Source organism: Streptomyces sp. SID3343 (assembly GCF_009865215.1).
In the GTDB taxonomy this organism is placed as follows: domain Bacteria; phylum Actinomycetota; class Actinomycetes; order Streptomycetales; family Streptomycetaceae; genus Embleya.
Genome location: NZ_WWJX01001516.1, coordinates 1 through 25458, shown reverse-complemented (window position 1 = coordinate 25458; position 25458 = coordinate 1). Strand labels below are relative to the sequence as shown.

At 71.7% G+C, this 25458-nt stretch carries 21 protein-coding genes; 4 read left to right on the top strand and 17 right to left on the bottom strand.

From position 1 onward, the window contains the following. Positions 1 to 138: 138 nt before the first annotated feature. From GT354_RS47965 to GT354_RS47950, 4 genes are read right to left on the bottom strand one after another with little or no spacing between them, the layout of a single operon-like run. Positions 139 to 1335 (bottom strand): type III PLP-dependent enzyme, encoded by a 1197-nt coding sequence (locus GT354_RS47965; protein ID WP_161364173.1) that lies wholly within the window; start codon positions 1333 to 1335, stop codon positions 139 to 141. Further along, positions 1332 to 3092: an IucA/IucC family protein gene (locus GT354_RS47960; protein WP_161364172.1), complete on the bottom strand. Its 1761-nt coding sequence runs from the start codon at positions 3090 to 3092 to the stop codon at positions 1332 to 1334. The genes GT354_RS47965 and GT354_RS47960 overlap by 4 nt, the downstream gene beginning before the upstream one ends. A gap of 51 nt (positions 3093 to 3143) precedes the next feature. After that, on the bottom strand, positions 3144 to 5036 hold the full coding sequence (locus GT354_RS47955) for an IucA/IucC family protein (protein ID WP_346012508.1): 1893 nt from the start codon (positions 5034 to 5036) through the stop codon (positions 3144 to 3146). Beyond that, positions 5033 to 6256, bottom strand: a complete 1224-nt coding sequence (locus GT354_RS47950; protein WP_161364170.1) for an ATP-grasp domain-containing protein — start codon at positions 6254 to 6256, stop codon at positions 5033 to 5035. Before GT354_RS47950 ends, GT354_RS47955 begins: the two co-directional genes overlap by 4 nt. A gap of 252 nt (positions 6257 to 6508) precedes the next feature. On the opposite strand from GT354_RS47950, the gene GT354_RS47945 reads away from it, so the two are divergent. Further along, positions 6509 to 7315, top strand: a complete 807-nt coding sequence (locus tag GT354_RS47945; RefSeq protein ID WP_161364168.1) for a siderophore-interacting protein — start codon at positions 6509 to 6511, stop codon at positions 7313 to 7315. A gap of 283 nt (positions 7316 to 7598) precedes the next feature. Here GT354_RS47945 and GT354_RS47940 read toward each other — a convergent pair whose 3' ends face one another. Further along, the gene (locus tag GT354_RS47940) at positions 7599 to 9014 is read right to left on the bottom strand and encodes an MFS transporter (RefSeq protein WP_161364205.1); all 1416 of its coding nucleotides are present in this window, start codon (positions 9012 to 9014) and stop codon (positions 7599 to 7601) included. Between the two features lie 119 nt (positions 9015 to 9133). Here GT354_RS47940 and GT354_RS47935 point away from each other — a divergent pair, with 119 nt between their 5' ends. After that, on the top strand, positions 9134 to 9721 hold the full coding sequence (locus tag GT354_RS47935) for a MarR family transcriptional regulator (RefSeq protein ID WP_161364166.1): 588 nt from the start codon (positions 9134 to 9136) through the stop codon (positions 9719 to 9721). 99 nt (positions 9722 to 9820) lie between these two features. On the opposite strand, the gene GT354_RS47930 is transcribed toward GT354_RS47935, so the two are convergent. The 12 genes from GT354_RS47930 to GT354_RS47875 all read right to left on the bottom strand — a co-directional run bounded on the left by GT354_RS47930 (position 9821) and on the right by GT354_RS47875 (position 23702). Further along, positions 9821 to 10048, bottom strand: a complete 228-nt coding sequence (locus GT354_RS47930) for a zinc-ribbon domain-containing protein (RefSeq protein WP_161364164.1) — start codon at positions 10046 to 10048, stop codon at positions 9821 to 9823. Positions 10049 to 10284: 236 nt separating this feature from the next. Beyond that, complete coding sequence (locus GT354_RS47925; protein ID WP_161364162.1) at positions 10285 to 11211, bottom strand: GNAT family N-acetyltransferase; 927 nt, start codon at positions 11209 to 11211, stop codon at positions 10285 to 10287. Next, positions 11208 to 12050: an ATP-binding cassette domain-containing protein gene (locus tag GT354_RS47920; RefSeq protein ID WP_161364160.1), complete on the bottom strand. Its 843-nt coding sequence runs from the start codon at positions 12048 to 12050 to the stop codon at positions 11208 to 11210. Before GT354_RS47920 ends, GT354_RS47925 begins: the two co-directional genes overlap by 4 nt. Beyond that, positions 12047 to 13909 carry a dipeptide/oligopeptide/nickel ABC transporter permease/ATP-binding protein gene (locus GT354_RS47915; protein WP_161364158.1) on the bottom strand — a complete coding sequence of 621 codons (1863 nt, stop codon included), beginning with the start codon at positions 13907 to 13909 and terminating at the stop codon, positions 12047 to 12049. Before GT354_RS47915 ends, GT354_RS47920 begins: the two co-directional genes overlap by 4 nt. 2 nt (positions 13910 to 13911) lie before the next feature. Then, on the bottom strand, positions 13912 to 14901 hold the full coding sequence (locus tag GT354_RS47910) for an ABC transporter permease (RefSeq protein WP_202513119.1): 990 nt from the start codon (positions 14899 to 14901) through the stop codon (positions 13912 to 13914). Then, positions 14898 to 16463: an ABC transporter substrate-binding protein gene (locus GT354_RS47905; protein ID WP_161364156.1), complete on the bottom strand. Its 1566-nt coding sequence runs from the start codon at positions 16461 to 16463 to the stop codon at positions 14898 to 14900. Before GT354_RS47905 ends, GT354_RS47910 begins: the two co-directional genes overlap by 4 nt. Next, the gene (locus GT354_RS47900; protein WP_161364154.1) at positions 16463 to 17968 is read right to left on the bottom strand and encodes a serine hydrolase domain-containing protein; all 1506 of its coding nucleotides are present in this window, start codon (positions 17966 to 17968) and stop codon (positions 16463 to 16465) included. Before GT354_RS47900 ends, GT354_RS47905 begins: the two co-directional genes overlap by 1 nt. 690 nt (positions 17969 to 18658) lie before the next feature. Beyond that, positions 18659 to 19567: a serine hydrolase gene (locus GT354_RS47895; protein ID WP_161364152.1), complete on the bottom strand. Its 909-nt coding sequence runs from the start codon at positions 19565 to 19567 to the stop codon at positions 18659 to 18661. Between the two features lie 132 nt (positions 19568 to 19699). Next, positions 19700 to 20005 carry a hypothetical protein gene (locus GT354_RS47890; RefSeq protein WP_161364150.1) on the bottom strand — a complete coding sequence of 102 codons (306 nt, stop codon included), beginning with the start codon at positions 20003 to 20005 and terminating at the stop codon, positions 19700 to 19702. Between the two features lie 332 nt (positions 20006 to 20337). Then, positions 20338 to 21438 carry an o-succinylbenzoate synthase gene (gene menC, locus GT354_RS47885; protein WP_161364148.1) on the bottom strand — a complete coding sequence of 367 codons (1101 nt, stop codon included), beginning with the start codon at positions 21436 to 21438 and terminating at the stop codon, positions 20338 to 20340. 99 nt (positions 21439 to 21537) lie between these two features. After that, positions 21538 to 22668: a M20 family metallopeptidase gene (locus GT354_RS47880; RefSeq protein ID WP_237536180.1), complete on the bottom strand. Its 1131-nt coding sequence runs from the start codon at positions 22666 to 22668 to the stop codon at positions 21538 to 21540. Continuing rightward, complete coding sequence (locus GT354_RS47875; protein WP_161364146.1) at positions 22665 to 23702, bottom strand: dipeptidase; 1038 nt, start codon at positions 23700 to 23702, stop codon at positions 22665 to 22667. Before GT354_RS47875 ends, GT354_RS47880 begins: the two co-directional genes overlap by 4 nt. A 652-nt stretch (positions 23703 to 24354) precedes the next feature. Between GT354_RS47875 and GT354_RS47870 the strand changes: the two genes are divergently transcribed. Continuing rightward, a complete protein-coding gene (locus tag GT354_RS47870) occupies positions 24355 to 24537 on the top strand; it encodes a hypothetical protein (protein ID WP_161364144.1) in 183 nt (60 codons plus the stop codon). Further along, positions 24534 to 25458 (top strand): sigma-70 family RNA polymerase sigma factor (locus GT354_RS47865; protein WP_161364143.1); only part of this gene is annotated, 925 nt, incomplete at its 3' end. The genes GT354_RS47870 and GT354_RS47865, both read left to right, overlap by 4 nt.

The window sequence follows — 25458 nt, the reverse complement described above, 5'->3', positions numbered from 1 at the left end:
AGGCGGAAGGCCCGATCGCGACATCACTCGACAGGAATTCTTTTCTCGACCGGAATTCCTCGACCGGGATCCGGGCGCTGTGCTCCGACGGTCCGGTGCTCCGACGGCCCGGTGGCCCGGTGGCCCGGTCGCAGGCCGTCACACCTGTCGGAAGGTGGGGTGTGGGTGCATCAGGAAATCGTGGTGGGAGATGTTCCACGCGTAGGCGCCGGCCATCGCGAAGGCGATGCGGTCGCCCGCACGGAGCACGTGGACCGGCTTGCGCCGGGCGAACACGTCCTTGGGGGTGCACAGCTGGCCGGTCAGGGTGACCGGGGCTTCGTGCAGTTCGGGGCGGGGCCACGGGTGCGGCCAGGCGGTGGCGGTGGGGACCACGGTGAAGGGTTGGTCGTGTTGTTTGGCGGCGGGGGTGCGCAGGTGGTGGGTTCCGCCGCGCAGGACGGCGAAGGCTTCGCCGTGACTGTGCTTCACGTCGAGGACCTCCGTCGCGTACCAGCCGCAGTAGGCGGTCAGGGCCCGGCCCGGCTCGATTCGCAGGACCAGTGCCGGGTCGTCGGCCAGGATGCGCGCGAGCCCCGCGCCGAAGGCTCGCCAGTCGAAGCGCTCGGTCGGGTTCGCGTAGTCGACCGCCATGCCGCCGCCGATGTTCACCTCGCGCAGTTCCACGCGCCTGCGGTTCGCGAGCGCGCGCGTCCACGCGACGATACGGGCGCCGACGTCGACCTGCGTCTCGGCGTCCAGGCCGCTGGCCAGGTGGGCGTGGATGCCGCGCACGCGCAGCCGGCCCGCGTCGGGTCCGGCGAAGACGTCGAGGCACGACTCGACGCCGTCCGGGTCCAGGCCGAACGGCGACGGATCGCCGCCCATCGCGAGCGCCGCGCCGCGCAGGACGCCCGGACCCAGCGGAAGGTTGACCCGCAGGAGTACGTCGACGTCGCGCCCGGGCGCCACCCGCGCCGCGAGCGCCGCCAACAGGTGCAGTTCGTGCCGGCTCTCCACGTGGAAGCGTGCGACGCCCAACCGCAGCGCGTCGGCCAGTTCGGCCTCGGTCTTGCCGGGGCCGCCGAACGCGAGGGCGGTGCCGGGCAGTCGGCGTCGCACGTGGGCGAGTTCGCCGCCGGAGGACACCTCGCAGCCGTCGACGAGGCCCGCGAGCGCGGCCAGGATCTCGGGAGCGGGATTGGCCTTGGCCGCGTAGTACAACTCCACGCGCCGCGGCAACGCGGCCCGTACTGCCGCCACATGGTCGCGGAGACCGCTCGTGTCGTAGAGGTAGCACGGGAGTTCGTGGGTGCCGAGGTTCTCGACGCGGGCCCGGACGGCGGGGGTGATCACGAGCTTCTCCGGACGCGGGTGCGCAGGGCGCCGCCGAGGACCGATCGGGCCAGCGGAGACGGGATACGGACGTATTCGGCCTCGCGATCGGCGCGGCGCTCCCACCGGGCGAGCAGGTTGGCCTTGGCCGGGAGCGGCGCACCGTCGAGGAGGGCCCGCAGGGGAGCCCGGTCGCCGTGCTCGGCCCGGCAACCCTCCAGGACCGCGCGCACCCGGGCCCACAGGTGCGCCTCCAGGCGCGGGTGCAGATCGGTGAGCGCGGCCAGGACCTCGGCGACGTTGTTGACCAGGAGGCAGTAGGTCACCCGGTCCCAACCGCGTCGCGCGCCGTAGGTCATCGGTTCGGCGACCGACGTCGGCAATGCGGCGAGGGTGGCGGCGTGCGGTTCGGGGAGCAGTTTGGTGCCCTCCATGTCACGCAACAGGACCCGCGAGGGCAGCCCGTCGTCGTCCACCGCGACGAGCACGTTCTGCAGGTGCGGTTCCAGGACGACGCCGTGGTCGAGGTAGGCGGACAGCACGGGTGGCACGAGCAGGCGCAGGTAGGCGTCCCACCACCGCAGCGCGTCGCGCGGCCCGCCGCCGTCGAGGAGCCGGGAGATGTGCGCGGCCCCGGTGGGGTATTCGTCGGCCACGGCGGCGGCCAACAGCGGTGTGGCTCCCGGGCGTACGTGCGCGTCGAGACCCTCCCTGACGATCACGCCGAACCCTTCGAGCAGATCGGGCGCGACGGCCGCGGAGACGCTGCGATAGGCGGGCTCGCCGAGCACCGCGTGACCGGGGAACCGCCGAGCGAGCCGGCCCAGGATCGGCGCGAGCGCACGGGTGAGCGCGACCGCGCCCGACAGCTCGTACGCGGCGTTCTTGCGGATGCAGTTGGTGATCCGTACGTTCAGGCTGAATTTCAGGAACGCCCCGGCGCCGGACAGCGTGCGCACCGACGCCGTGGGGGTGAAGTGCGCGCCGCCTTCGCCCAGGTCCAGCACGTCGCCGCGGGCGAGGGCGGCCCGCAGACGCGGGTCGTCGCGCAGGAGTTCGTACTGCCACGGGTGCGCGGGCAGCAGCGTGTAGCCGTCGGGGACGCGACGCAGCCGGTCGAGTACGGCGGTGGCGGCCGGCGAAACCCGGTCCTGCGCGACGAGTTCGCTGCGCACCGCGAGGTGGCGCAGTCGGAAGGTCGCCCGAGCCTCGGGGGCGTAGGCCGCCCACGTCGCGAGGTCGCCGCTGCGGGCCTTGGGCGTGGGGTGGAAGCGGTGCCCGAACACCAGGGCCTGTTCCGATTCGAGGTAGCGCGACGCGGGGGCGGGCGCGCGCCGCCCCAGGCCGGCGGCCACGCCCGCGTGGCTGGCGGCCAGTTGGCCCAGGAACTCGTCGTTGTCCACCCCGGTACGCAGGCCCAGTTCGGTGTGCACGCGCTCGGCCAGATCCTGCCACGTGAGCTCGTGCCAGGCGTGTCCGCTGCGTTCGGCGACCGGCCCCAGGAAGCGGTGGTCGCCGAGCAGGGACGTGCGCCGTAGTCGTACGCGCAGCACGGTGCCGGATCGGGCCAGCCGCAGCCGCAGGTGTCCGGCATCGGCGGAGCGACCCGTGGCGGCCTCCACGGCCGTTCGCCGTTCCGGGCCCGAGACTTCGCGGTGCAGACAGTTGAGCAGGGTGTGCGCGACCGCGTCCTCGGCCGAGGGGAGCGAGGGAGGCGAGGCCGCGACGGGCAAGGCGGGCGCGGTCGTGGCTCCGGGGCGGGCCGACGGAAACGGCATGGACGACTCCAGCGGTTCGAGGGTGGTGCGTGCTACGAACGGGCCCGACCGTCACCGGGTGGCGGTCGGCCGGCGCAGGTAGTTCGGCCCGGTGACGTAATGCTTGTTGATGTCGGCCGCGCCGGAGCGCTGTTTGCTCAGGAGGGTGCCGGCCGTGACCATCGCCTTGACCGGCAGGCGTGTCGCGGCCAGGACCCGGCGGCGCAGGTCCGGATCGGCGGTCGCGGCCACGCGGTCGCGCACGAGGTCGAGTACGCGCTCGCGCTCGGCCGGGGGCAGCGCGAACGCGACGGCGCCCGCGCACAGGTGCACGGTGATGGTGACGAACACGTCGGCGAGCGGCCCGTCGTGCGTGGTGAGGGTCCGGGGGTCGGCGAAGTCGTCGTGGGGGAGCGGGCAGCGGGCCGAGTTGACGCGCGGGCCGTCGTTGTCCTTGAACAACAGTCGCGGCGGCCGACCCTCGGTCAGCACGAGCGAGACGTTCTGCGGATGGGATTCGAGCGCTATGCCGTAGCGGTACAGCGTGGTCTGCCAGTCCAGGAGCAGACTCAGGTAGGCGTCGATCAGGGCGAACCGGTCGCCGCCGTGGAAGCGTTGGGCGACCCGGTCCAGGACGAGGGCGCCGTCGGGCCCGCGGGCGAGCAGCGCCGCGAGCGGCAGGACGAGCGCGCCCTCGGGGACGGGTGGGTATCGGCGCACCATCACCGCGAGCAACTCGTGCCCCGCGTGCAGGTAACTCTGTTCGTCGGCGAGCAACACCCGGTCGCGGAACCGGGGTTCGCGATCGAGGACGGCGGCCAGGAGGCGTTGGCCGGCCGCGCCGTCGACGAGCGAGCCGGGCCTCACGGTGCGACGGTTGAGCAGGCCGAGGCTGGCGGTGGGCAGCGGGAGTTTGAGGTGCACGCTCGGATCCGCGGTAGACGCGACCGTGCGCATCGACAGCGTGGGGAGCACGTCCAGGTACGGCCGTTCGACGCGGATCGCCGGATCGGGAAGTCGGTCGAACGTCAACGGGTGTACGGGCAGGGCGAGATGGCTCGCCGCGAGTCGCGGCAGGCCGAGCGCCGCAGGGTCGGGCCACCATGCGGGCAGAGCGCCGGCAAGGGTCAGTGCCTCGCGCGCCACCACGGCCCAGCGCAGCTGGAAGGCGGCATGGAACTCGGGCGCGTGTGCGCGCAGCGCCGCCGCGTCGAGGCCCGAACGGGCGTGCGCGGTGGGGTAGACGGGGTGTTGGAGGTAGGCGGCCAGCGTGTCCAGGGCGGGGGAGGCGCGCAGGCCCGTCCACGCGCTGGGGTCCGGGCCGTGACGGTCGGCGAGCGCGGCCCGGACCGAGGGGCCGGCGCTCTCGTGCAGGCGAGCGACGGCTACGGCCTGCCGGCACTCGTGGGCGAAGTCGTCGAAGCCGGACCGGTCCTGCGGGTCGGCCAGGTCTCGCAGCGCCGCCAGGACGCCGGCGGTGTCGGTGCGTCGGGCGCCGTCGGCCTCGGCTTCCAGGAGGGGCAGCCGGGCGGCGTACTCGCACTGGAATCCGTCCGCCCGGACCGGCAGCAGCCAGGCGCCGGCGTGGGGCGGCCGGGTCAGGCGCAGCCACGGCCCGTCCGGGCGCCGCACGAGTTCGGCCGTCGAGCGCAGGGCCAGGACGTCTTCGCGGAGCACGGTGTCCAGCACCCGGCGGAGCACTTCCCGGTCGGCCGGCGCGTCGAGCGAATCGACGGGGGCGTCGAGCAGGTCGACGGAGGCGTCGACCGGGTCGACGGGGCCGGTGGCCGGGTCGAGGGTGCTCGGGAGGGCGGGGTCGGATCCGTCGGTCGGGGGCGCGACGTCGATCCGGGCGAGGGTGTCGGCCCGGACCGGGAGGTCGGTCGAAGACGGCATGTCGGGCGAGCGCGGGACCAGGGCCCGCGCCCGGGACGGGGACGCGTCGCCGGCGGCGCGATCCGTCACGGGGTGATCCTCCAGTGCCGCCCGGTCAGGAACTGCTCGGCCGCGCGGTCCACCGCGGCCCGATCGGTGCCCGTGGTGCGCAGGACGCCGAGGTAGTCCCGGTTGGAGTGGTGGTGCTCGTGACGTTCGCCGATCGCGCGCAGCGGGCGGTAGGTCCGGCGGACGTCGCCCGCCGGGTCCGTGACCGCGACGTCGAGGCGGTCCGGGGCGGCCGTGAGCACACCCGCGCGTGCGGCGCACGGGTAGTCCACGCGGGCGTGTCGGTCCCCACGCGCGCCGAGATCGGCGGGGAGGTCCTCGCCGAGGTGGATGCGCAGGATGTACTCGAACAGCGGGATTTCCAGGAGTTCGGCAAGCAGCAGGTCGCATTGGTCGCCGATCGCGCGGTAGTTCACCTCGACGATCCGGGCGCGACCGTCGTGGACGACGAACTCGGTGTGGCAGGCCCCGAACCCCACCCCGAGCGCGTCGAGTCGGGCGAGCACGGCGGCGGTGGTCGCGCGCGGCGGGTCGGGGACGAGGTCCAGGCGCAGTTCGACGAAGTACGGCGGCGGCGACACGTGGGTGTGGAAGCCGGCCACGACCCGGGTGCCGTGCCGGTCGCCGAGAGTCTCCAGGGTGTACAGCTCGCCGGGCAGGAACTCCTCGATCAGCAACGCCGCGCCGGGCCGTCGGGCCTGGATCTCGTCGCACCGCGCCACCAGTTCGGCGTCGTCGGCGACCAGCACCACGTCCTCGCCCGCGACACCCTCGCGCGGCTTGACCACGCACGGGTACGGGCAGCGCGTGTGCGTGAGCAGGTCCTTGGCCCGCCGGGCGGGTGCGAGTTCGGCCGACCACACGGTGTCGATCCCGGACGCGGCGAGCCGATGCCGCATCTGCGCCTTGTTCTTCGCCCGCAGCGCGGCTCGCCAGTCCTTGGCGGGCAGACCGAAGTACTCGGCGGTCAAGGCCGCTTGAACCTGGAGGTGGTCGCTGTTGGTGAACACCGCCGCAGGCGGATGGTGAGCGGAGATCCGGCCGACCACCTCACGAAAGTCACGGACGTCGCACTCCAGCACCTCGACCGACGCGAACGCGCCCGCGCACAGGTCACGATGGCGTGCCGCGTGGGCGGGCTCGGTGAGCAGTGTGACGTCGAGTCCCAGCCGGCCGGCGGCCGGCAGGAAGCCTTCGGTCACCGAGTCGGTGGGGTTGAGAGCGAGCAGATACAACCGCATACGTGATCGGTCCCCCCTCGGACACGCCGTCCCGGACGCGGAACAACTTAGGGTAGGCATACTTGGCGGCCAAATCCGGTGTCGGATGGGGCCGTTCGGGTCCGGTTCCGCCGGCGAGTGGCGAGCCGCGCATGCCTGGGTCCATGGTTAGGCTAACCTAACTCCGACATCGCTTCGTGTCCGAGAGGGCGAGTTCCAATCTCCACCGAACGTGAACGCCGCGCGCAGCTGTACCGGCCCTTCCACCTGACCGTGGTGCGCAACACCCCGATCACTCGCAACGCCAGTCGCATCACCCTGGTCGGTCCCGACCTGGCCCATTTCGTGGCCGGCGCGCCCGACCAACGCGTCAAGCTCTTCGTACCCCGCGCGGGTCGCCCGGCGCCGCCCATCGTGCGGCGGGGCCTGACCTGGCGCGAGGCATGGGAGCGCATCCCCGAGCCGGATCGCCCGTACCAGCGCACCTACACCGTGCGCGCCCACCGTACGGAACCCCCGGAGATCGACATCGACTTCGCCCTGCACGCCCAGGGCGGACCCGCGTCCCGGTGGGCCCGCTCGGCGTGTCCCGGCGACACGATCGACCTGCTCGGCCCGACCGGCGAGCGCAACGGTGGATACAGCTTCGCGCCGCCCGCCGGCAGCCCGCTCCTGCTGGCCGGCGACCACGCGGCCCTGCCCGCCATCGGTTCCATCGTCGAGTCGCTGCCGCACGACGCGCAGGGGCACGTGTTCGTCGAGGTGGCCACCTCGGCGGACCGCCAACACCTGACCGCCCCGCCGGGCGTACGGGTGAACTGGTTGCACCCGGAGCCGGGGGACCGCGCGCCGACCGGCAACCCCCTCCTGGAAGCCGTTCGCGACACCGACCTGCCCCGGGAGGGTGGCTACGCGTGGATCGCCGGCGAAGCCGGCTGTGTGCGCGCCCTCCGCCGCCACCTCAAGGACGACCGCGGCATGGACCGCCGCTCGATCGCGTCCATGGGCTACTGGCGAGTGGGCCACACCGAGGACACGGCCCACGCCCGCACCCCGGACAAACAACTCACCCACAGCTGACCACCGCCCCCACGACGTCGTCTGCTCGAAGAACGACTCCGGTAGGTGGGTGCCGACCGACGTCGAACCCCCCGACCCGCCGACCCGGCGCCGGACTCGGGGGTTTCACCCGATCGGGCGAGTGCGAAACGCCCCGGTGGGGGCAGGGGTGTGGCACGGCGACCGTCTCCTCGACGGGCGGCGTGGGTTCGGGCGACGAGCCCGACGATGAGCGGAACACCTCCTCCCCACCGACCAGGGAGGAGGTGTTCTCATGTCGGGCCCGCCCGGCCGCGACGGTTCGTCACACGCCGGCCCTCTTCGGCGTTTCGGGTGTCTCGGGTTCGGCCTCGGCCGCCGGTTCGCCCTCCGGGCGGGCCTTCTCCGGCAGCAGGAACGTGATGGCCAAAAAGGCCGCCAGAACGACCGCCTGGGCGATCAGCGCGTGGTGGAACCCGCCGACGAAGTCGCCGTTCTCGGCCCGGGCGAAGAACAACGACCCGAAGACGGCCACACCGACGGAACCGCCGATGGACTGGACGGCGGACAGTACGCCGGAGGCCGAGCCGATCTCGTCGTCGTCGACCGCGGCGAGCATGAAGCTGAACAGGGCCGCGATGACCATTCCCGCGCCGATCCCCGAGACGGCCACCCCGGGGGCGATGTCCCACGCGGAGAAGGATCCCGCGTCGTCGAGTTCGAACCACAGCAGTGCCGCGCCGCCCAGTTGGACGAGCGGGCCGATCTGGAGGACCTTGCGGCCGACCTTGTCCGCGAGGAACGCGCCGCTGACGGCGCCGCCGATCGCCGTACCCACGGCGAGGGGCAGGTTGCCCAGTCCGGCCTCGCCGGCGGTGAACCGCTGCCCGATCTGGAGGTAGAGGGTCAGCACGAGTTGGCTGCCGATCAGCCCGGCGAAGAACAGGGCGATCCCGCCCAGTCCCGCGGTGAAAGCGGGCTTGCGCAGCAGGGCGGGCGTCACCAACGGTTCGCGCCCGAGTGCGGCGGTGCTGCGCTGCCGGCGGGCGAACAGCGCGAAGCCCACCACGGAGGCGGCCATGCTCAGCCACGTCCACAGCGGCCATCCCGCGTCCTGGCCCTGGTTCAGCGCAAGGACCAGCAGGGCGCAGGCCACCGCGACCAGGGCCGCTCCCACGCCGTCCACGGACACGCTGCGGTCGCCGGATTTCCTGGGCACGACGCGGGCGGCGACGATCAGGGCCACGACGCCGATCGGCACGTTGACCAGGAAGACCAGTCGCCAGCCGAGGCCGAACCAGTCACCCTCGATCAGTGCGCCGCCGAGCACCGGACCGACGATGCCGCCCAGTCCCAGGACGGGGCCGAACACGCCGAAGACCTTGGTCAGTTCCGCGCCGGAGAAGTTCTCCCGCAGCAGCCCCAGACCCTGTGGCAGGAGCATCGCGCCCGCCGCGCCCTGGACGAGACGGAAGGCGATCAGGGACTCGATGTTCGGCGCGATCGCGCACAGCAGTGACGCGGTGGTGAAGGCGGACAGGCCGATCAGGAACATCCGGCGACGTCCGTATCGGTCGCCGAGGCGACCGCCCAGGATCAGCCCGGCGCCCAACGTGAGGGCGTAGCCGCCGATCACCCATTGCAGGCCCACCGGGCTCGCGCCCAGGGACCGTTCGAGGTCGGGCCCGGCCACGTTGACGATCGAGGCGTCCAGCAGGTCCATGATCTCGGCGACGAGCATGACCACCAGGATCGACCAGCGCCACCGGGAGGGAGCCTCGGCGACCGGTTCAGCGCGCAAAGTGACTCATCTCATTGATTACCAATATTCTTAGCAATATCGAGAGTAGTCTCGGCCCCATGAATGTCAACCGGGACTCCGCGGCCGTACCCACGGCCGAGACGGAGCGCAGCGCGCCGGACGCCGACGCGCCCGCATCGGCGACCGCTTCCGCACCCGCGTCAGCGCCCGCATCGGCTTCCGTTTCCGCGCCTCCCGACGCACAAGGCGCGACCGCGGCGCGCGAGGATCTCCGCGACCGACTGCGAAACCTGACCCTGCGTCAACAGCGGTTCGAGCGATACCTGAGCCGCCGACTGCACGTCGACCCGGCCGGCCTGGCCGTGATGGACCACCTCGTCAACGTCGGCCCGGCGACCCCCACCGAACTCGCCCGCCGCCTCGAGGCGTCGACCGCGGCGACGACCCTGATCGTCGATCGACTCGTCGCCGGCGGCCACGCCACCCGGCAGCCCCACCCCACCGACCGCCGCAAGGTGATCGTCACCCCGGCCGAGGACTGGGGCGCGACCGCCTACACGTACGTCGCCCCGATCGTCCACGGCGTGACCGAGGCCGCGGCTGCCCTGACGCCGCAGGAGCGTTCCACCGTGGTCGCCTTCCTGGACCGGGTGATCGACGCGTACGACCACGCGACAAAGCCCTGACGAACGACAAGCCCAGACGAACCACAGAGCCCTGACACACGACAAAGCCCGAGGCGGCGCGTCGCAAGTGGCGACGCGCCGCCTCGGGCCCGGTCGGTGCTACGCGGTGGCGGACGGCTGGAGGACCGCGTCGTGGAACGTCCCCTTGCACGTGGTGCATTCGACGTGCGAGTCGTCCGTCCGGTACGGGAAGACCGGGATGAAGAACAGGGTGAACCAGCGCCTGGCCAACCGCTGCCGATAGGCGCGCGCGACACCGCATCGCGGACAGTGGAAGACGCCTTCGGACAGCGTCTTGAAGAGGGTCTTGTTTCCCCAGATGAGCATGGCTTTTTCTTTCCCCGTCGCAGTCGGAAGCGACGATGCTCCCACACCGGACCCACACCTCGAACGGCCGGTCGCACATGGCGAAAAACCGCAGGCCACACCCCGACGCGCCGCGCCGTGGCCACCCACCGACGCACCGAAACGGTCTCGGAGTCGGAGCCACGCGAACCACCATCGCGCGTGCCCGACTCCGAGACCGTTCCCATCGAAGCGGCATGGGCCGCCGGGTGGTTCGGTCAGGGCTGCGGGCTCCGACCGACCACGTACCAGCCCTGCCGGCTGAACCCCCACACGGCGCGGCCCTCGGCCATCAGCACGCCCAACACGTCCCGCATCGCCATCCGCCACGCGTCCGCCGAATCCGGATCGGTCCCGCGCAGCGTCTCGATGTCGCGGGGAACGCGTACGAGCACGACGTCACCGTCGAGCCGCCCCACGATCGGACGCCCGTCGGGCCCCGCGTCCAGCCCCACCACGGTCGCCCCGGCACCGACCTCGGCGCCGGCGACCACCGGATCCGGCTCGATCCCGTGCGACACGCCCTCACCCGTGAGCGCGACCCGCTCGGTGGACAGGTCCCACCGCACCAGAAGCCGGTCGGACGGCGCGTCCCCGTTGAGCCCGTCGGACCTGCGCCCGTAGAAGTTCGGCAGGTACTCGACCGGAATCGCACCGAGCTTGGCCAGATTGAACCACGCGTTGCGGCCGACCAGCGGGTCGTACGTCCAGGTGACCTCGGTGATGTCGTGCGCCAGGCACCACGCGCGCTGGTGGGTCTTGAGCGCGTAGCCGATGTCGCGCCCGCGCGAGCCCTCGTCGACACCGGCGATATGCGAGTGCAGGCCGGTCGGGGTGAGCAGCCCGGCGGCGGCCGCCGTCATCCGCCCACCCTCGTAGCCGCCCACGACGTAGCCGCCGCAATGCGCCAGCACGAGCATCAGCTCGATCGTCATCAACGGACTGGTCGAGTCGGTGCGCCACACCCGTTCGAAGAGTCGACACGCTTCGAACATGTCGGCCGGCGAGTGCAACTCGCGGATCTCCACGCCCGCCGCCTGCGTCGCGCGCTCGGCGGCGGCCGCCGCCCGCTCACGGGGATCACGAGGGTCCGGGGAGTCGAGCGAGAGACATCCGCCTCGGGCGCGTTGCGGTGTCGATGTCACAGTGCCTCCACCTGCGCGTCGGGCAGCGGCTGCCCGATCCGGGGCACGCTCGACAGGAGCGCGCGCGTGTACTCGTGCGCAGGGTCCTCCAGGACCTGCGTGGTGAGGCCGTTCTCGACGATCACGCCGTGGTCCATCACCGCGATCCGGTCCGCGATGTAGCGCACGACGGCCAGGTTGTGCGAGATGAACAGCAGGGCGAAGCCCAGCTCGCGCTGGAGATCCCGGACGAGATTGAGCACCGCGCCCTGCACCGACACGTCGAGCGCCGAGGTGATCTCGTCGGCCACCAACACGGCGGGACGCGCCGCGAGCGCCCGCGCGAGCGCCACCCGCTGGCGCTGGCCACCCGAAAGGGCGTGCGGCAGGCGCGAGCCCATGCCGGGGTCGATGCCGACCAGATCGAGATGCCGGGCGACCTCGCTCGCCCGCTGCGCCCGATCGCCGCCGCGCGGCACCGCCTCGGCGACCGAGGCGCCGATGGTCATTCGCGGGTCGAGCGAGGCGAACGGGTCCTGGAAGACCATCTGGACCGGGCCCCGGCGCGGCCGGCGACCCATGTCGACGCCGTCGACGAGAACCTGTCCCGCGGCGATCGGCACCAGGCCCACCGCCGCGCGACCGAGCGTCGACTTGCCCGAACCGGACCCGCCGACGAGCCCGACCACGCTGCCCGCCGGAACCTCCAACTGCGCGTCGTCGACGGCGGTCACGGCGCCGCGACCGCGACCGTAGCGCACGGTGATGTGGCGCAGTTCGAGCGATCCCGACGTCGCGCCCGTCGTGCGGGACACGGCGGCCGGGGGATCGGCCGAGTGCACGGGGCTCACGGATGTCATCGGGCCTCCTCCGATTCGGGAGTGTGGGTGGTGACCGGGTCCCAGCAGGCGACCCGACGACCGGGACCGATCGGTTCCAGGACCGGCTGCTCGGTCCGGCAGCGGTCGCTCGCCCGCTCACAGCGCGGGGCGAACGGGCAGCCGGCCAAGTCCTCGCCGGGCTCGGGAGGTCGCCCCGGGATGGTCACGAGCGGGGTGTCCCGGTCCGTGGTCATGTCGGGGATCGCGCCGAGCAGCGCGGCCGTGTACGGGTGCGCGACGCCCGCCGCGAGGTCGCCGACGGGCAGTTCCTCGACGACTCGGCCCGCGTACATCACCACGACGCGATCACACACCTGCGAGACGACGGCGATGTCGTGCGAGATGAGCAGCAGCGCGGCGCCCGATTCGGCGCGCACGTCGCGCAACAGGCCGAGCACCCGGCTCTGTACGGTCACGTCCAGCGCGGTGGTGGGCTCGTCGGCGATGATCAGCCGCGGCTCGCCCATCAGCCCCATCGCGATCATCACGCGCTGTCGCATGCCGCCGGAGAACTCGTGCGGGCGTTGGCCCACCCGCTGTTCGGGCTTGGGGATGCGGACCGCGCCCAGGCGGGCGACGGCGCGGGCGGTCGCCGCGGCACGCGACGCGCCGTGGTGGACCTCGGCAACCTCGGAGAGTTGCCGGCCGACCGTCAGAGCCGGATTGAGCGAGGCCATCGGGTCCTGGAAGACCATGGCCATCGACGTACCCTGCGGCGCCTGGGTGCGCATGTCGCGCTCGGCGAAGCGCAGGGTGTGAGCGTCGACTCGGCCGGGGTGGGGGACGAGCCCGGCCGCGGCGAGGGCAGTGAGGCTCTTGCCCGAGCCGGACTCGCCGACGATGCCGACGGCCTCGCCTTCCGCCACGGTCAGGCACACGTCGCGAACCGCCGTGTGGCCGCCCGGGAAACGCACCTGGAGGTGGTCGATGTGCAACAGACCCTCGGGTGCCCGGTCGACGACCGGCGACTCGGCGCCCGACGGGTCGGCGGCGACCTCGCCCTGCGGGGCGGTGCGTCCGCCGCTCATCTTGGCGATGACCTCGCCGATCAGACCGAACGTGATGCCGGTGAGCACGATCGCGGAGCCCGGCCCCACGGCCGACATCGGGTCGATCATCACCCGGTCGAGTTGTTCGTTGAGCAGCCGGCCCCAGTCGTAGTCGGGGGGCTGTACGCCCAGGCCCAGGAAGGACAGGCCGGAGAAGGCGACCAGGATGCCCGCAGCGGTCTGGGAGAGGAACAGGACCACCGGTTCGGCGATGTTGGGCAGCACATGGCGGACGATGATCTTGAAGCGGCCGACGCCCAGGATGCGGGCCGCGGCCACGTAGTCGATCCCGGCGATGGACAACGTCAGATTCTGCACGAGCCTGGCGGTGGCCGGCGCGGCGCCGAGCCCGATGGCGAACGCCGCGGAATAGGTGCCCACTCCGAAGATGACCGCCAGGAAGAGGACGAACAGCAGTCCGGGGAAGGCGACGAGCAGACTGACGGTCGCGGTGACGAGGCGACCCGCGCGCTTGCCCAGGACCGTCGGCAGGACACCGAGGACGATGCCCCCGACGGCCGCGATCAGCGTCGCGAACAAGGTCAGTTCGAGGGTGAGACGGGTGGCGACCATCACGCGGGCGGCGATGTCGCGCCCCAACGCGTCGGTGCCGAAGGGGTGTTCGAGGCCGCTGTGGCGGCCGATCTGGTCGGTGTCGATGCGGTCGGCCGTGTCGCCGAACACCATCGGGCCGAAGATCGCGACCAGCGCGATGATCGTGGTCGCGACCGCGGCGGACATGCCCAGCGGAGTACGCAGGGCGCGGCGGAATCGGGGTGCGTCGGGCATCGTCAGCTCCCGCGAATGGTGGATTGGGGATCGGCGGCGGCGACGGCGACGTCGACCGTGAAGTTGATCGCCAGGGCCGCTGCTCCGTACACGAGCACGATGCCTTGCACGAGCGGATAGTCCTTCTGCAGGATCGCCTGGACGATGGTCATGCCCAGGCCGGGCCACGCGAAGACGTTCTCGATCAGGACGGTGCCGGCGAGCATTCCGCTCAGCAGCAGACCGCCGAGGGTGAGCGAGGAGGTCAGCAGGTTCGGCAACGCGTGGCGGGTGTACACCAACCGGGCCGGCAGCCGCTTGGCACGGGCGGTGCGCATGTAGTCGGCGTCGAACACCCGCAGCGCCTCCACCCGAACGATGCGCGACAGCGCGGCGATCGGGGTGATCGCGAGGGCGAGCACGGGCAGCACGTACGAGTCGGGACCGCCGCGCAGGGCCACCGGGAACCAGCCGAGCGAAACGGCGAACACCGAGGTGAGGGCGACGGCGAGGAGGAACTCGGGGATCGCCACGATCGCCCCGGTCACGCCGATGAAACCGAGTTCGCCGCGGCGGCGACGGCCGTTGCGGGTGTAGACGGCCATCGCCATGCCGAGCGGGATGGCGACCAGCATCGCGATCACGAACGCGATGACCGCGAGTTCGAGCGTCGCGGGCAGTCGGTCGCCGATCATCTGCGACACGGGGACCCGGGCGGTGATCGACTGACCGAGGTCACCGTCGAAGATGCCGCGGACGAAGTCGCCGTACTGGGTGAACAACGACTGGTCCAGGCCCAGTTCGTGCTTGCGGGCCTTGACCGCCTCGGGCGAGGCGCTGAGGCCGAGGGCGGCTTGGACCGGGTCGCCGGGGACGAGGTGGATCATCAGGAAGGACGCGGTGACCAGTGCGACGAGGGATACCAGGAGGCGGCCGGTACGACGCAGCAGGAAGGCGGTCCAAGGGCCGGGGCGGGCGCCGGTGAAGCGGGCGGCCATGGTCGTGGCGCTCATCGGTCACCTACCGGGCGCAAAGAGGTGGGCAAGAGTCCGTTTCCATCCAAGCTGAAGGTGTATCCCTTGGTGAAATAAGGGATGAGCATGTCCGCGAAGGCCACTACGTCGACGCGCTTGGCCAACTCGGATTCGGCGGCGGTCCATTCGGCGCAGCCCGCGGTGTCCGGCTTGGTGGCGGCGACAGACACCAGGCGTCGATACTCGGGGTTGTCGACGCCGCCGAAGTTGTTCCCCTCGGGGGGCCGGGGTCCGGAGAAGAAGGGCACGTTCATGTCGGGATTGGCGACCGCGATCGGTGTCCAGGACACGTCCCAGTCACCGGCGGACAGGATCTGGCCGAGCGTGGCCGGGGTGGTGGGCTGACGGTCGACCTGCACGCCGAACGAACTCCACTGCTTGGCCGCCAGTTCGGCGGCGGAGACGAGCGGGGTGCCGGACGCGGCGGGGAACGACAGGGTGATCGACAGTCGCTCGCCGTTCTTGGTCCATCGGCCGCCGGTCTTCTTCCAGCCGGCCTCGGTGAGCGCTCGGGCGGCGCGCTCGCGGTCGTGCGGCGGGGTGTTGGGGGTGACCGAATCGCCGGTGCAGGGCACTGCCATGCTCGCCCCCAGGATGGTCGACGGCCGCGCCTTGCCGCCGGTGGCCACGGCCGCCAACTGCTTGAGGTCGAGCGCCGCGGTCAGCGCCCAGCGCACCCGCTGGTCCGACGTGGGGTGCTCGGGTGTCTCGTTGAACAACAGTTGGCCGACCGGGACCAGTTCGAGTTCCGACTTGACGCCGGCCGCGTCGAGGCGACGGCGGTCGGCGCCGTTGACACGCGCGATGTCCAACTGACCGGCCAAAAGCAGATTGGCCCGGGTCGTCTCGTTGGGGACGATCTTGAAGACGACCTTCTCCGGAGCCGACTCGGATCCGCCGCCGTCGGGTCCCCACGTGTAGCCGGGGCGCTTGACGTAGGTGTAGTGGTCGTTCGGCACGGCCTCGGCGAGGCGATACGGGCCGGTACCCTCCGACGCGCTGATCAGCGCGTCGGGCGAGGCGAGCCCCTTGGCACAGGTGAGCGGCACGAGCGAGATCATCCGCAGGAAGAACGCGACGGGCTGTTCGGTCCTGAGCGAGAGCGTGTTGGCGGCGTCGTCGGCGGTGGCGACGACGCCGACGGGCACACTCAGACCCAGGAGGGGCGAGGGTTTGGCCGGGTTCGCCATGTAGTTGAACTGGGCGGCGGCGTCGGATGCCTTGAACTCCGTACCGTCCACGCACGTCACCCCGCGCTTGAGGGTGAAGTTCGCCGAGGTGAGGTCGGCGCTCCACGTCTCGGCGACTCCCGAGACGACGTTTCCCCGCGCGTCGACGTTCACCAGCGGGTCGTACGCGAACCGATTCATCAGCAACGTGGTCGAGGCGGTGCCGGTCAGCGGCGACAGGTTCGCCGGATCACCGCCGATGCTGATGCCGACCGCGCCCTCGGCGCCGGTGCTGCCGGCATCGGCGCCACAGCCGCCGGCGACGAGGCCGAGCGCGAGGGCCGTGGCGGCCACGCGCGGGGTCCGTCTCATCACTCGTGCCCCTCTTCGGAGCGGTCCGCGACATCCTGCTCGGCCTCGCCGGCCGACACCCGGCGCACGGCGCGGCCCTGGTACAGGAACTCGGCGCGGTCACCGTCGCCGACGAACGAGTACACCGCGTGTCGCCCGTCCTGCTGCTCGGTGGCCACGAGCGTGCGGGCGTCCGCCGCCACGACCTTGGTGACCGAGGCGCGGTCACCGCCCGCCAGGGCCGCCATCGAACCGAGCAACCGCATGCTCACGTTCAGCCCGTCCTCGGTCTCGGTGACGTCGAGCGCGGAGCTCCGCGAGGCGTAGCGGCCGACGAAGTAACGCGGGTCGACGGTGGCGGGCTCGGCGGGCGGCGTCGGCAACTCGGGGACCCGCACGTCCGCGAGGCCGGCGAACAACTCGCGGACCAGGTCGTACATGACGAGCAGATTGCCGCCGTTGGTGAGGATCGCGATCGAGACGCCGCGCGAGGGCACCACCCGCAGCATCGCGCTCTGGCCGAGCGTGCCGCCGTCGTGGCCGACGACCGGGCCGCCGGCCCAGTCGTACAGGTTCCAGCCCAAGCCCCATGCGGAGCCGATCGGTTCGGGGCCCGGCACGTCGACGTGGGGCACCCGCATCGCCAGGGCGGAGGACTCCGACAGCAGGCGTGTCCCGTCGGGAAGCAGGCCGAGGTTGACGTGCGCGGCGGCGAATTCGAGCAGGTTCGTCGCGGACATGGCCAGGTTCGAGCCGGCCGGCGAGTTGCTCCGGGGCATCTGCCAGGTCGGCACCGTGACCAACGTGCCGTCGGGGCCGGGCATGTGGCCGATGGCCGCGTGTTGCAGGATCGCCTCGTTCGCGTCGTTGGCCACGTGGGCCAGACCCAACGGCACGACCAGACGCTCGCGCAACGTGGCTTCCCACGTCTGGCCGGTCAGCACCTCGACGACCCGGCCGAGGACCACGATTCCGCTGTTGCAGTACGAGAACCGCTCACCGGGCGGGAAGATCTGCGGCGCGGTCTCGGCCAGACCCGCGACGTACGTCGCCACCGCGTCGTCGCCGAACCCGTGGTCGTCGAAGATGTCGCCCTCGATACCACTGGTGTGGGTCAGCAGTTGACGGATCGTCACGGCCTTCGAGGCGGCCTCGTCGACGGTCCGGAACTCGGGAAGGTAGGTGCGCACCGGGGCGTCGAGATCGATCACGCCCTCGTCGACGAGCTGCATCACCAGGGTCGCGGTCCACACCTTGGTGATGGAGCCGATCTGGAAGACCGAGTCGGCGGTCACCGGGTAGCCGGTCGCCAGGCCCAGTACGCCCGCCGTGGCGGTGACGGTCTCGGTCCCGGCACGCACCGCGACGCTCGCGCCGGGGATGTTCCCCCGCCGGATCAGCTCGGCGAGCCGGGTCGCGAGGTACTCGGGCGTCGGCAACGGGAGGGTCGTGTCGGGGTTCTGCGAGCCAGGGCCGGCGGCCTGCGCATCGGCCGCGGCCGAGGGCGCATCGGAACGTCCCGTCATCGGGTACCTCCTCGTAGGGCGGCGGTGGTGAGCGCCGCGGTGAGCGATCACGTTAGGCAGCGCCCGAAATCCCCGAATCGTCGTCGCCGACGAAGAACCACCGCCGAACCTGTCGGAATCACCGACGCCGAATCGGGCCGCCGCGGGCGATCCTCTGCGGGGGTGTTCCACGGGCCGCGCCCATGCGGCGCAACGGACGGGAGCCACGTCACGGGTGGGTGCACGTCCCCCGATCCACTCGGTCGGCGGGGACCGCCGGCATCGACTCGATCGTGCGCGCCGGGGGCCACTGCCGGGGCCGACACCCGAGGACGGGCGTGGCCGGCGTGGTGCCCGTGGGGGGTCGGTGGCGGCGTTGACGACGTGACCACGGCGGTGGTGCGCGAAAAGCGCGCGGCGGCCGGCCGGGACGTGGGACCGGTCCCACTCGGTTGCGCGTGCCCGTGATGCCCGGCCGGGCGCGGTCCCGGCGAGACTTCGGCCGCACGTCGTGCACCGACGTTCCTGGGCCGCGCCCGGGGCGAGACGTTGTCGGCCATACCTCGCACGAGCCGGCTCTCGATCGTGCCCCGCGCGAGACGTTCCTCGGCCGTACCCCTCGATCGGAGCGGCCCGCGAGAGCCACTGCCCGTGGCTCTCGCGCACTCGCGGCGCCCCTCGACGGCGGCCCGCTGCATCCGTTCCCGCCGGCTACGACCGCAGGTGGTCGATCACCTCGCGGGCCGCGCGACCGATCGCCGCGTCGACCGCCGGCAGGCGAAAACCCATCGACTCGGGACGCAGGAAGACCGCCACCGCGTAGCGCTTGCCGTCGGGATACTCGACCACCCCGGCCTCGTTGCGCACACCCCACAGGGTGCCGGTCTTGGCGGAGATCCTGATCTCGTCCTCGAAGGCGGACGAGAGACGATGCGGCCAGATCTGCCGACCCATCAGATCCCGTACCTCGGCACACGCCTCGGCCGGCCCGGCCTCGTCGCGCCAGATCGCGGTGAGCAGGTTGGCCATCTCGCGTGGGGTGCTCGTCGCGGCATGCCCGGGGTCGCGGACCGACAGGGCACGAATCTGTTCGAGGGTGATGTCCGCGCCCAGCCGGTCGAGGTCGCTGTCCCGGTCGAGACCGAGCTCTTGGGCCACTTGGTCGAAGAGCTCGCGGCACCCGGTGACACCGGTGCTCTGGAACCCCAGTTCGTCGAGCGTCGCCCGTACGTTCTCGCGGCCGACGATGCCGAGCACCAGGTCGGTGGCCGCGTTGTCGCTCATGGTCATCATCAGCTGGGCGGCGTCGCGCACACTCAGTTCGACGTCGTACGCGAAGCTGTCGGTGCCGATGCCGGTGCCCTCCTTGAAGGCGTCGCCGAGCACGTGCCGCGAGGCCCGGTCGAGCTTGCCCGCGGCGACCTGGCGCGCGTACTCCAGAGCGATCTGGATCTTGAACACCGACGCCAGCACGACCCGGGAATCACCCTGGAAGGTGAACTCGTCGTCGTCGTCGACGTCGCGAACGTACAGGAACCCCTCGGTCCCCGCGGCCTCGAAGACGGCCCGAAGGCGGTCCTCGACGGCGCCGACGTCGGTGCGTACCGGTGCGCTGGTCATGGTGGTTCTCCAAGGCCGAGGAACAGGCGGACTCCCACGCTATTTCCGCGTGTGCGCCGCGCCCTCGGCCGTGACGACGAAGCACCGGCGGGTGATGTGTGCGGACCGACGAAGACGGCGGGGGAGCGCCCGTCAGCCCGACGAAACGTCCACCACGTCGATCACGTCGACCATGCGCCGAAGCTTGGCTTCGACCCGTGCCGCGTCCCGCTCGTGGACCACGACATCGACGGTGGCCGCGTCGAACTCCGCCGACACGTAGGTCAGTTGACGGACGTCGAAGTTGTTCACGGTGGCCGCGACCCGGGCGAGCCCGCCGCGGCCGTGCCGCATGCGCGCCACCAGCCTGACCGTGTCGAACCCTGGCCGGCCGTCGATCGTCGGAGAGTGGTCGTCGTACCGCGGGGCTTCGAGGACCTGAGTGCCGTCGTCAACCATGGGTCGCTGTACTCCTGTCGAGATCTGAACTGTCGAAGTGGAGGGGCGTCGGGTGCGGCTTCGTCGGGCGAGAGGCCAAACAAAAAGACCCCTCGCGAAGCGCGAGAGGTCTGCGTGCGGACGGTGGGCGGCAGGGAAGTCGATCGTCCTGGTCAGCCCGGTGTCGGCACGCTGCCGGTAATAATCTTCCGACGTCGCATCACGTCGAACCTTCCATACCCGGCGACGGTCGTCCACTCCGTCTCAGGATGCGGCTGCCGCCCGGCTCCACGGCGGCGAGTGCGCCCGGTCGATCGTCTTCCCCCGATCGACCGGGCGCGCGTTCGCTCGACTCAGAGCTTGATCCACTCGCTGGACGTCGTCACGTCGCGCAGCAGTTCGGGGAGCGGGTCGATGCCGATGCCGGGGCCGGTGGGTACGTCGAGTCGGCCGTCGGCGAGGACGAACGGCTCGGTGATGTCGGTGTCGTAGTAGCGGCGGGACGCGGAGGTGTCGCCCGGGAGGGTGAATCCGGGCAGTGCGGCGAGGGCGATGTTGGCGGCGCGGCCGAGGCCGGTCTCCAGCATGCCGCCGCACCACACGGGGACGCCGTGGGCGACGCACAGGTCGTGGATGGCCTTGGCCTCCAGGTAGCCGCCGACCCGGCCGGGCTTGATGTTGACGATCGACGCGGCGCCCAGGGTGATCGCGGCGGCGGCGTCCTCGGCCGACTCGATCGACTCGTCCAGGCAGATCGGCGTGGTGAGTCGCCGGGCGAGCGCGGCGTGCTGGACCAGGTCGTCGTCGGCCAGCGGCTGTTCGATCAACAGCAGGTCGAACGCGTCGAGCCCGGCGAGGTGTCGGGCGTCGGCGAGGGTGTAGGCGGCGTTGGCGTCGACCTGGAGCAGCAGGTCGTCGCCGAAGCGCTCGCGCACCGCGCGCACCGGCGCGAGGTCCCAGCCGGGCTCGATCTTGAGCTTGATCCGCACGTAGCCCTCGTCGACGAACTCACCGACGGAGTCGAGGAGTTCGGGGATCGAGTCCATGATCCCCACCGACACGCCGCACGGCACGCTCTCCCGGTCGGCCCCCAGATAGGCCCCGAACGACTCCCCCCGCGCCCGCAGTTGCGCGTCCAGAACGGCCGTCTCCAACGCGGCCTTGGCCATGTTGTGGCCCTTGAACGGCTTCATGGCCCGCTTGACCGCATGCGCGTCGGCGTTGTCCGGCAGGGCGGGAATCAGGAAGCGCTTGAGCACCTCGACCGCGCCGTCCACGTACTCGGAGCTGTAGCGCGGTTCCGACATCGCGACACACTCGCCCCACCCCTCACCCTCGGGCGTGACCACCCGAAGCACGAGGATGTCGCGGGAGGTCGCCACGCCGAACGACGTGCGAAAGGGCGCCCGGAGCGGCATCGCGATCCGGCGAAGTTCGATTCCGGTGATTTTCATGGTGCTCGGTCTCCTGGAGAGGTTCGAGGTCACGCGGCGAGGTCACGCGTGCGGACAGTGCGGGTCGTCGGGCGCTGCGGGCGGGTCGCGCCGGCCGGGTCACTCACGCCGCACCGCTTCGATCAAGGCGGCCAACAAGCGGGAACGAGGCACCATCTCGGCGACGATGACATGTTCGTGGTCGGCGTGCGCGCCGCCGCCGACCGCGCCCAGGCCGTCCAGGGTCGGGCAGCCGACACCTGCGGTGAAGTTGCCGTCGGAAGCGCCGCCGACGGCCGCGCTGTGCAGCGGAGGCAGCCCCAGATGGGTCGCGGCGAGGCCGGCGAGGTCGAACAACGCACCCGACGCCGAGTCCTCCAGCGGCGGACGGTTGGCACCGCCGAGCACCTCCACCCTGGCCCCCGGCACGGTCGCGGTCAGGCCCCGCATCAACTCGTCCACGCGTGCCTGCGCCTTGAGCGTAGGCACCCGGACGTCGACGGAAACCTGGGCGAGGGCGGGGACGGTGTTGGTCGCCGACCCGGCCTGGACGACCGTGGGAGTGACCGTCGTACGACGTCCGCCCTCGACGCCGTCGGCGTCGACGACGTCCGCCAGGTTGCTCACCGCGAGGATCAGGTGCGCGGCCTCGATCGCCGCGTTGACGCCCTTCTCCGGTTCGAGCCCGGCGTGCGCGGCCTTGCCGTGCACGACCAACTCGTACTGGGAACCGCCCTTGCGCGCGGTCTTGAGCGCGCCTCCGTCGGCCGACGCCTCCAACACGAACGTGGCCGAGCACGCGCGCGCGGCGTCCTCGATCAGCGTGCGCGACGTGGTCGAGCCGACCTCCTCGTCGCCGGTGATCAGCACGTAGACCCCGTCGAGGGAATCCAGTGACGCCAGCGCGTGGAACATCTGCACGAGCCCGGCCTTCATGTCGAAGACGCCCGGCCCGCGCGCGACACCGTCCACCACCGACCACGGGTGGGTGGACAGCGACCCCATCGGCCACACCGTGTCGTGGTGACCCACCAACAGCACCCGCGGGGTGCCGAACACCCATTGCAGGTGGGTCACCCCCTCGATGACGATCCGCTCGGGCTCGGCGCCGAGCAGCCGGGCGCCCTGGGCGGCGACGACGTCCGCGCTGCGCTCGACGGCCGGCAGGTCGGCGGAGAAGGACTCGCAGACGACCAACTCCTCCAGGTCGGCGAGCATCGCCGCGGCGTCGAAACCACGTGCGGCGGTCATCGGCCCCGCCCCAGCTCGGCGCGGAACAGCCGCTGCACGTTGCCGCCGAGAATCGCGAGAATGTCCTTCTCGGCGAAACCGCGCCGCACCAACACCTCGGTGAGCGCCGGAAGTTCGGCCGGGCCTTCGAGCCCGGGCAAGGTCGCGGAGGTATCCACCCCGGTTACCTCGGCGCCCTCGCAACACGGCGGGGTGATGTCCGCGAGGACTTCGCGCAGGAAGTCCGGGCCGATGCCCACGTGATCGATGCCGGCCACCGCGACGACGTGCTCGATGTGGTCGACTATGCCGTCGATCGTCCGGCGGTCGGGATCGGCGGAGACGAAGTCCGGTACGAAGTTGACGCACACGACCCCGCCCGTGCGGGCGACCCCGCGGATCTGCTCGTCGGTCAGATTCCGATGATGGTCGCGCACCGCGCGCGCCCCCGAGTGCGACGCCAACAGAGGGCGAGTCGCGAGCTCCAGAACGTGCTCCACTCCGGAGGCACCCAGGTGCGAGATGTCGAAGATGATGCCCAGACGCTCCATCTCGTGCAGCGCCTCGGCGCCGGCGGCGGTGAGTCTGCTGCCGGTGGCATCCTCACCGCTGCCGTCGGCGAGCGCGGACCGACCCCAGTGGGCGATCGAGGCCACGCGCACACCGAGGCGGTACAACGTACGGAAGAGTTCGAGGTCGGCCTCCACCCCGGGCGCGCTCTCCAGCGCGAGTACCAGCGCGATGCGACCCTGTGACAGCGCGGCGTCGATGTCGTCGCCGTCCAGACACAGCCGCACGTCCTCGGGATTGCCCTCGGTGATCGCGTGCGCGCACTCGACCATGCGCAACGTCCGCCGCAGCGCCCCCTCGGGCCGGAAGTGCTCGTCCACGAACACCGGCAGGACCTGGATGCCCACCCCACCGTCACGCAACTGCGGCAACCACTGCTCCCGGAAGAAACTCGCCCACCGAGCCGGCGGCCGCTCGACCACCGCCATCAGCAAATCGTTGTGCGTATCCGCCACGACGGCGCGGGCGTGCAGTTCACGGCTCACGTCGGATCCTTCCCATAGCCATGTCGGCGACGCTAGAACAGCCCACACTCGGTCGGCATCGTCCAAACGCCCAATCCCGACCACCTTTTCCGTGGCCGGCACACCAAGTCACCCCGCCGGGGGCGACTGTGTCGAGCGACACTGCCGACGGGGCGTGTATCGGCGTCCCGAGCGACTGTCCCGTTCACCGGCTTACGTGTGGGCGCCGCGAGTGTGGGCGCCGCGAGTGTGGGTGCCGCGAGTGTGGGTGCCGCGCGTCCGGGCGCCGCGAGTGACGGGTGCCGCAGTACCCGAGCCCCGCGTGGTGTGCCGCCGCAGGGCGTCCGTGTGCCGTCGACCAGACGACGGCCGCGCCGCACGCCGGCTTCGAACTCACGGGTGCCCCGGCCAGCCGTGCGCGCCGGCCCGCACATGGATTCCGGTCCGACGACTCGCGTGCTCGGGCCACCTCGTCGGTGTCCTGCCAGGTGGGTCGACAACGTGTAGTCGTCCGGCCGCCGGAGGCCAGGTTTTGCCGTTGCGCCCTGGACGCCGGGCCCCTCCCGAGCGAGATCCGGGGTGAGAGGTCTTCGGGCCTCATGGACACCTCCGGGCGCACGCTGTCGACGGCCGGGGGAGTTCGCGCCGGCACTTCATGGAAGGAACCGTTGCCTTGAACGAATTCCTCGGCCCCGAGGCCAGACAACTGTGGCTGGTCGTAGGCGTGTTGATCGTGGTGGTACGCGCGCCGCTGGGTGCCCTGTTGCGCGGCTCGGCATACCCGGAGCCGATCCGCTTCCACGCCGACGGGTGCATAGTCATGCGCCCGGCGCGTGGGAAGGGCGGCGGACGGTGACCGACCAGCCTCCCGAGCAGGTCCAGGCCGTAGACGTGGATCTGGTGGACCTCTTGCGCAACGACTTCGTGGCGTTCTGCCAGAGCCACCAACTCACGCTCACCCGCTTCGCGTTCGACCACCTCGGCGCACTTCCCGAGGCCGAGCACATCGTCGACGGCGTCCTACTGGCCCTGTTCCAGGGCTGGGACGACGTCCTGCGCGAAAGCTCCCCGCCGATCAAGCGCGCGCTGCGCATGCTCACCGACGCCCTTGAGGAACGCCGCCTGCGCAGCGACCTGCACGGACCCGACGAACGGTGGCACGCAGCCCCCGGCGGCCCCGTGCGCGACGCCCCCGGCGACTTCGTACGGTTCTGCCGCGATCACCAACAGGCGCTGACCAACCACGCCTGGAAACACCTCGATTCGGCCCAGGACGCAGAGGAAGCCGTCGCCGACGTCCTGCTCGTGCTCTCCCGAGGCTGGAACGAGATCGTGCGTCACGCGAGCCCGCCCCGCGCGCTCGCGTACAAGATCCTGCGCCGCCGGATCGTCGACATCCGCCGCCGCCGCGGCCGTGCCCCCGAGATCCTCACCGACTTCACCGCCCCCGGCGCCCCCGACATCGCCGCGGCGACCACCGCCGACCCGGGCGTCCTCGTCCCCCAGTTGGACGTCCTGGACCGGACCATCGCCGCGATGCCCGCCAGGCGGGCGACCTGCGCCCGCCTGCACCTGGTGATGCAACTGCCTCTCCAGGACGTCGCCGACTACCTGGGAGTGACCATCTCCACCGTCCGCAGCCACGTCCACGCCGCGCGCAAACAACTCGCCACCGCCCTCGACCACCACCCGTCCCACCTCGACCCCACCCGCCGTGCCGTCCCCGACCCCCTTGTCGTCCCCGTCCCCGACCCCGACCACCTTGTCGCCCCCACCG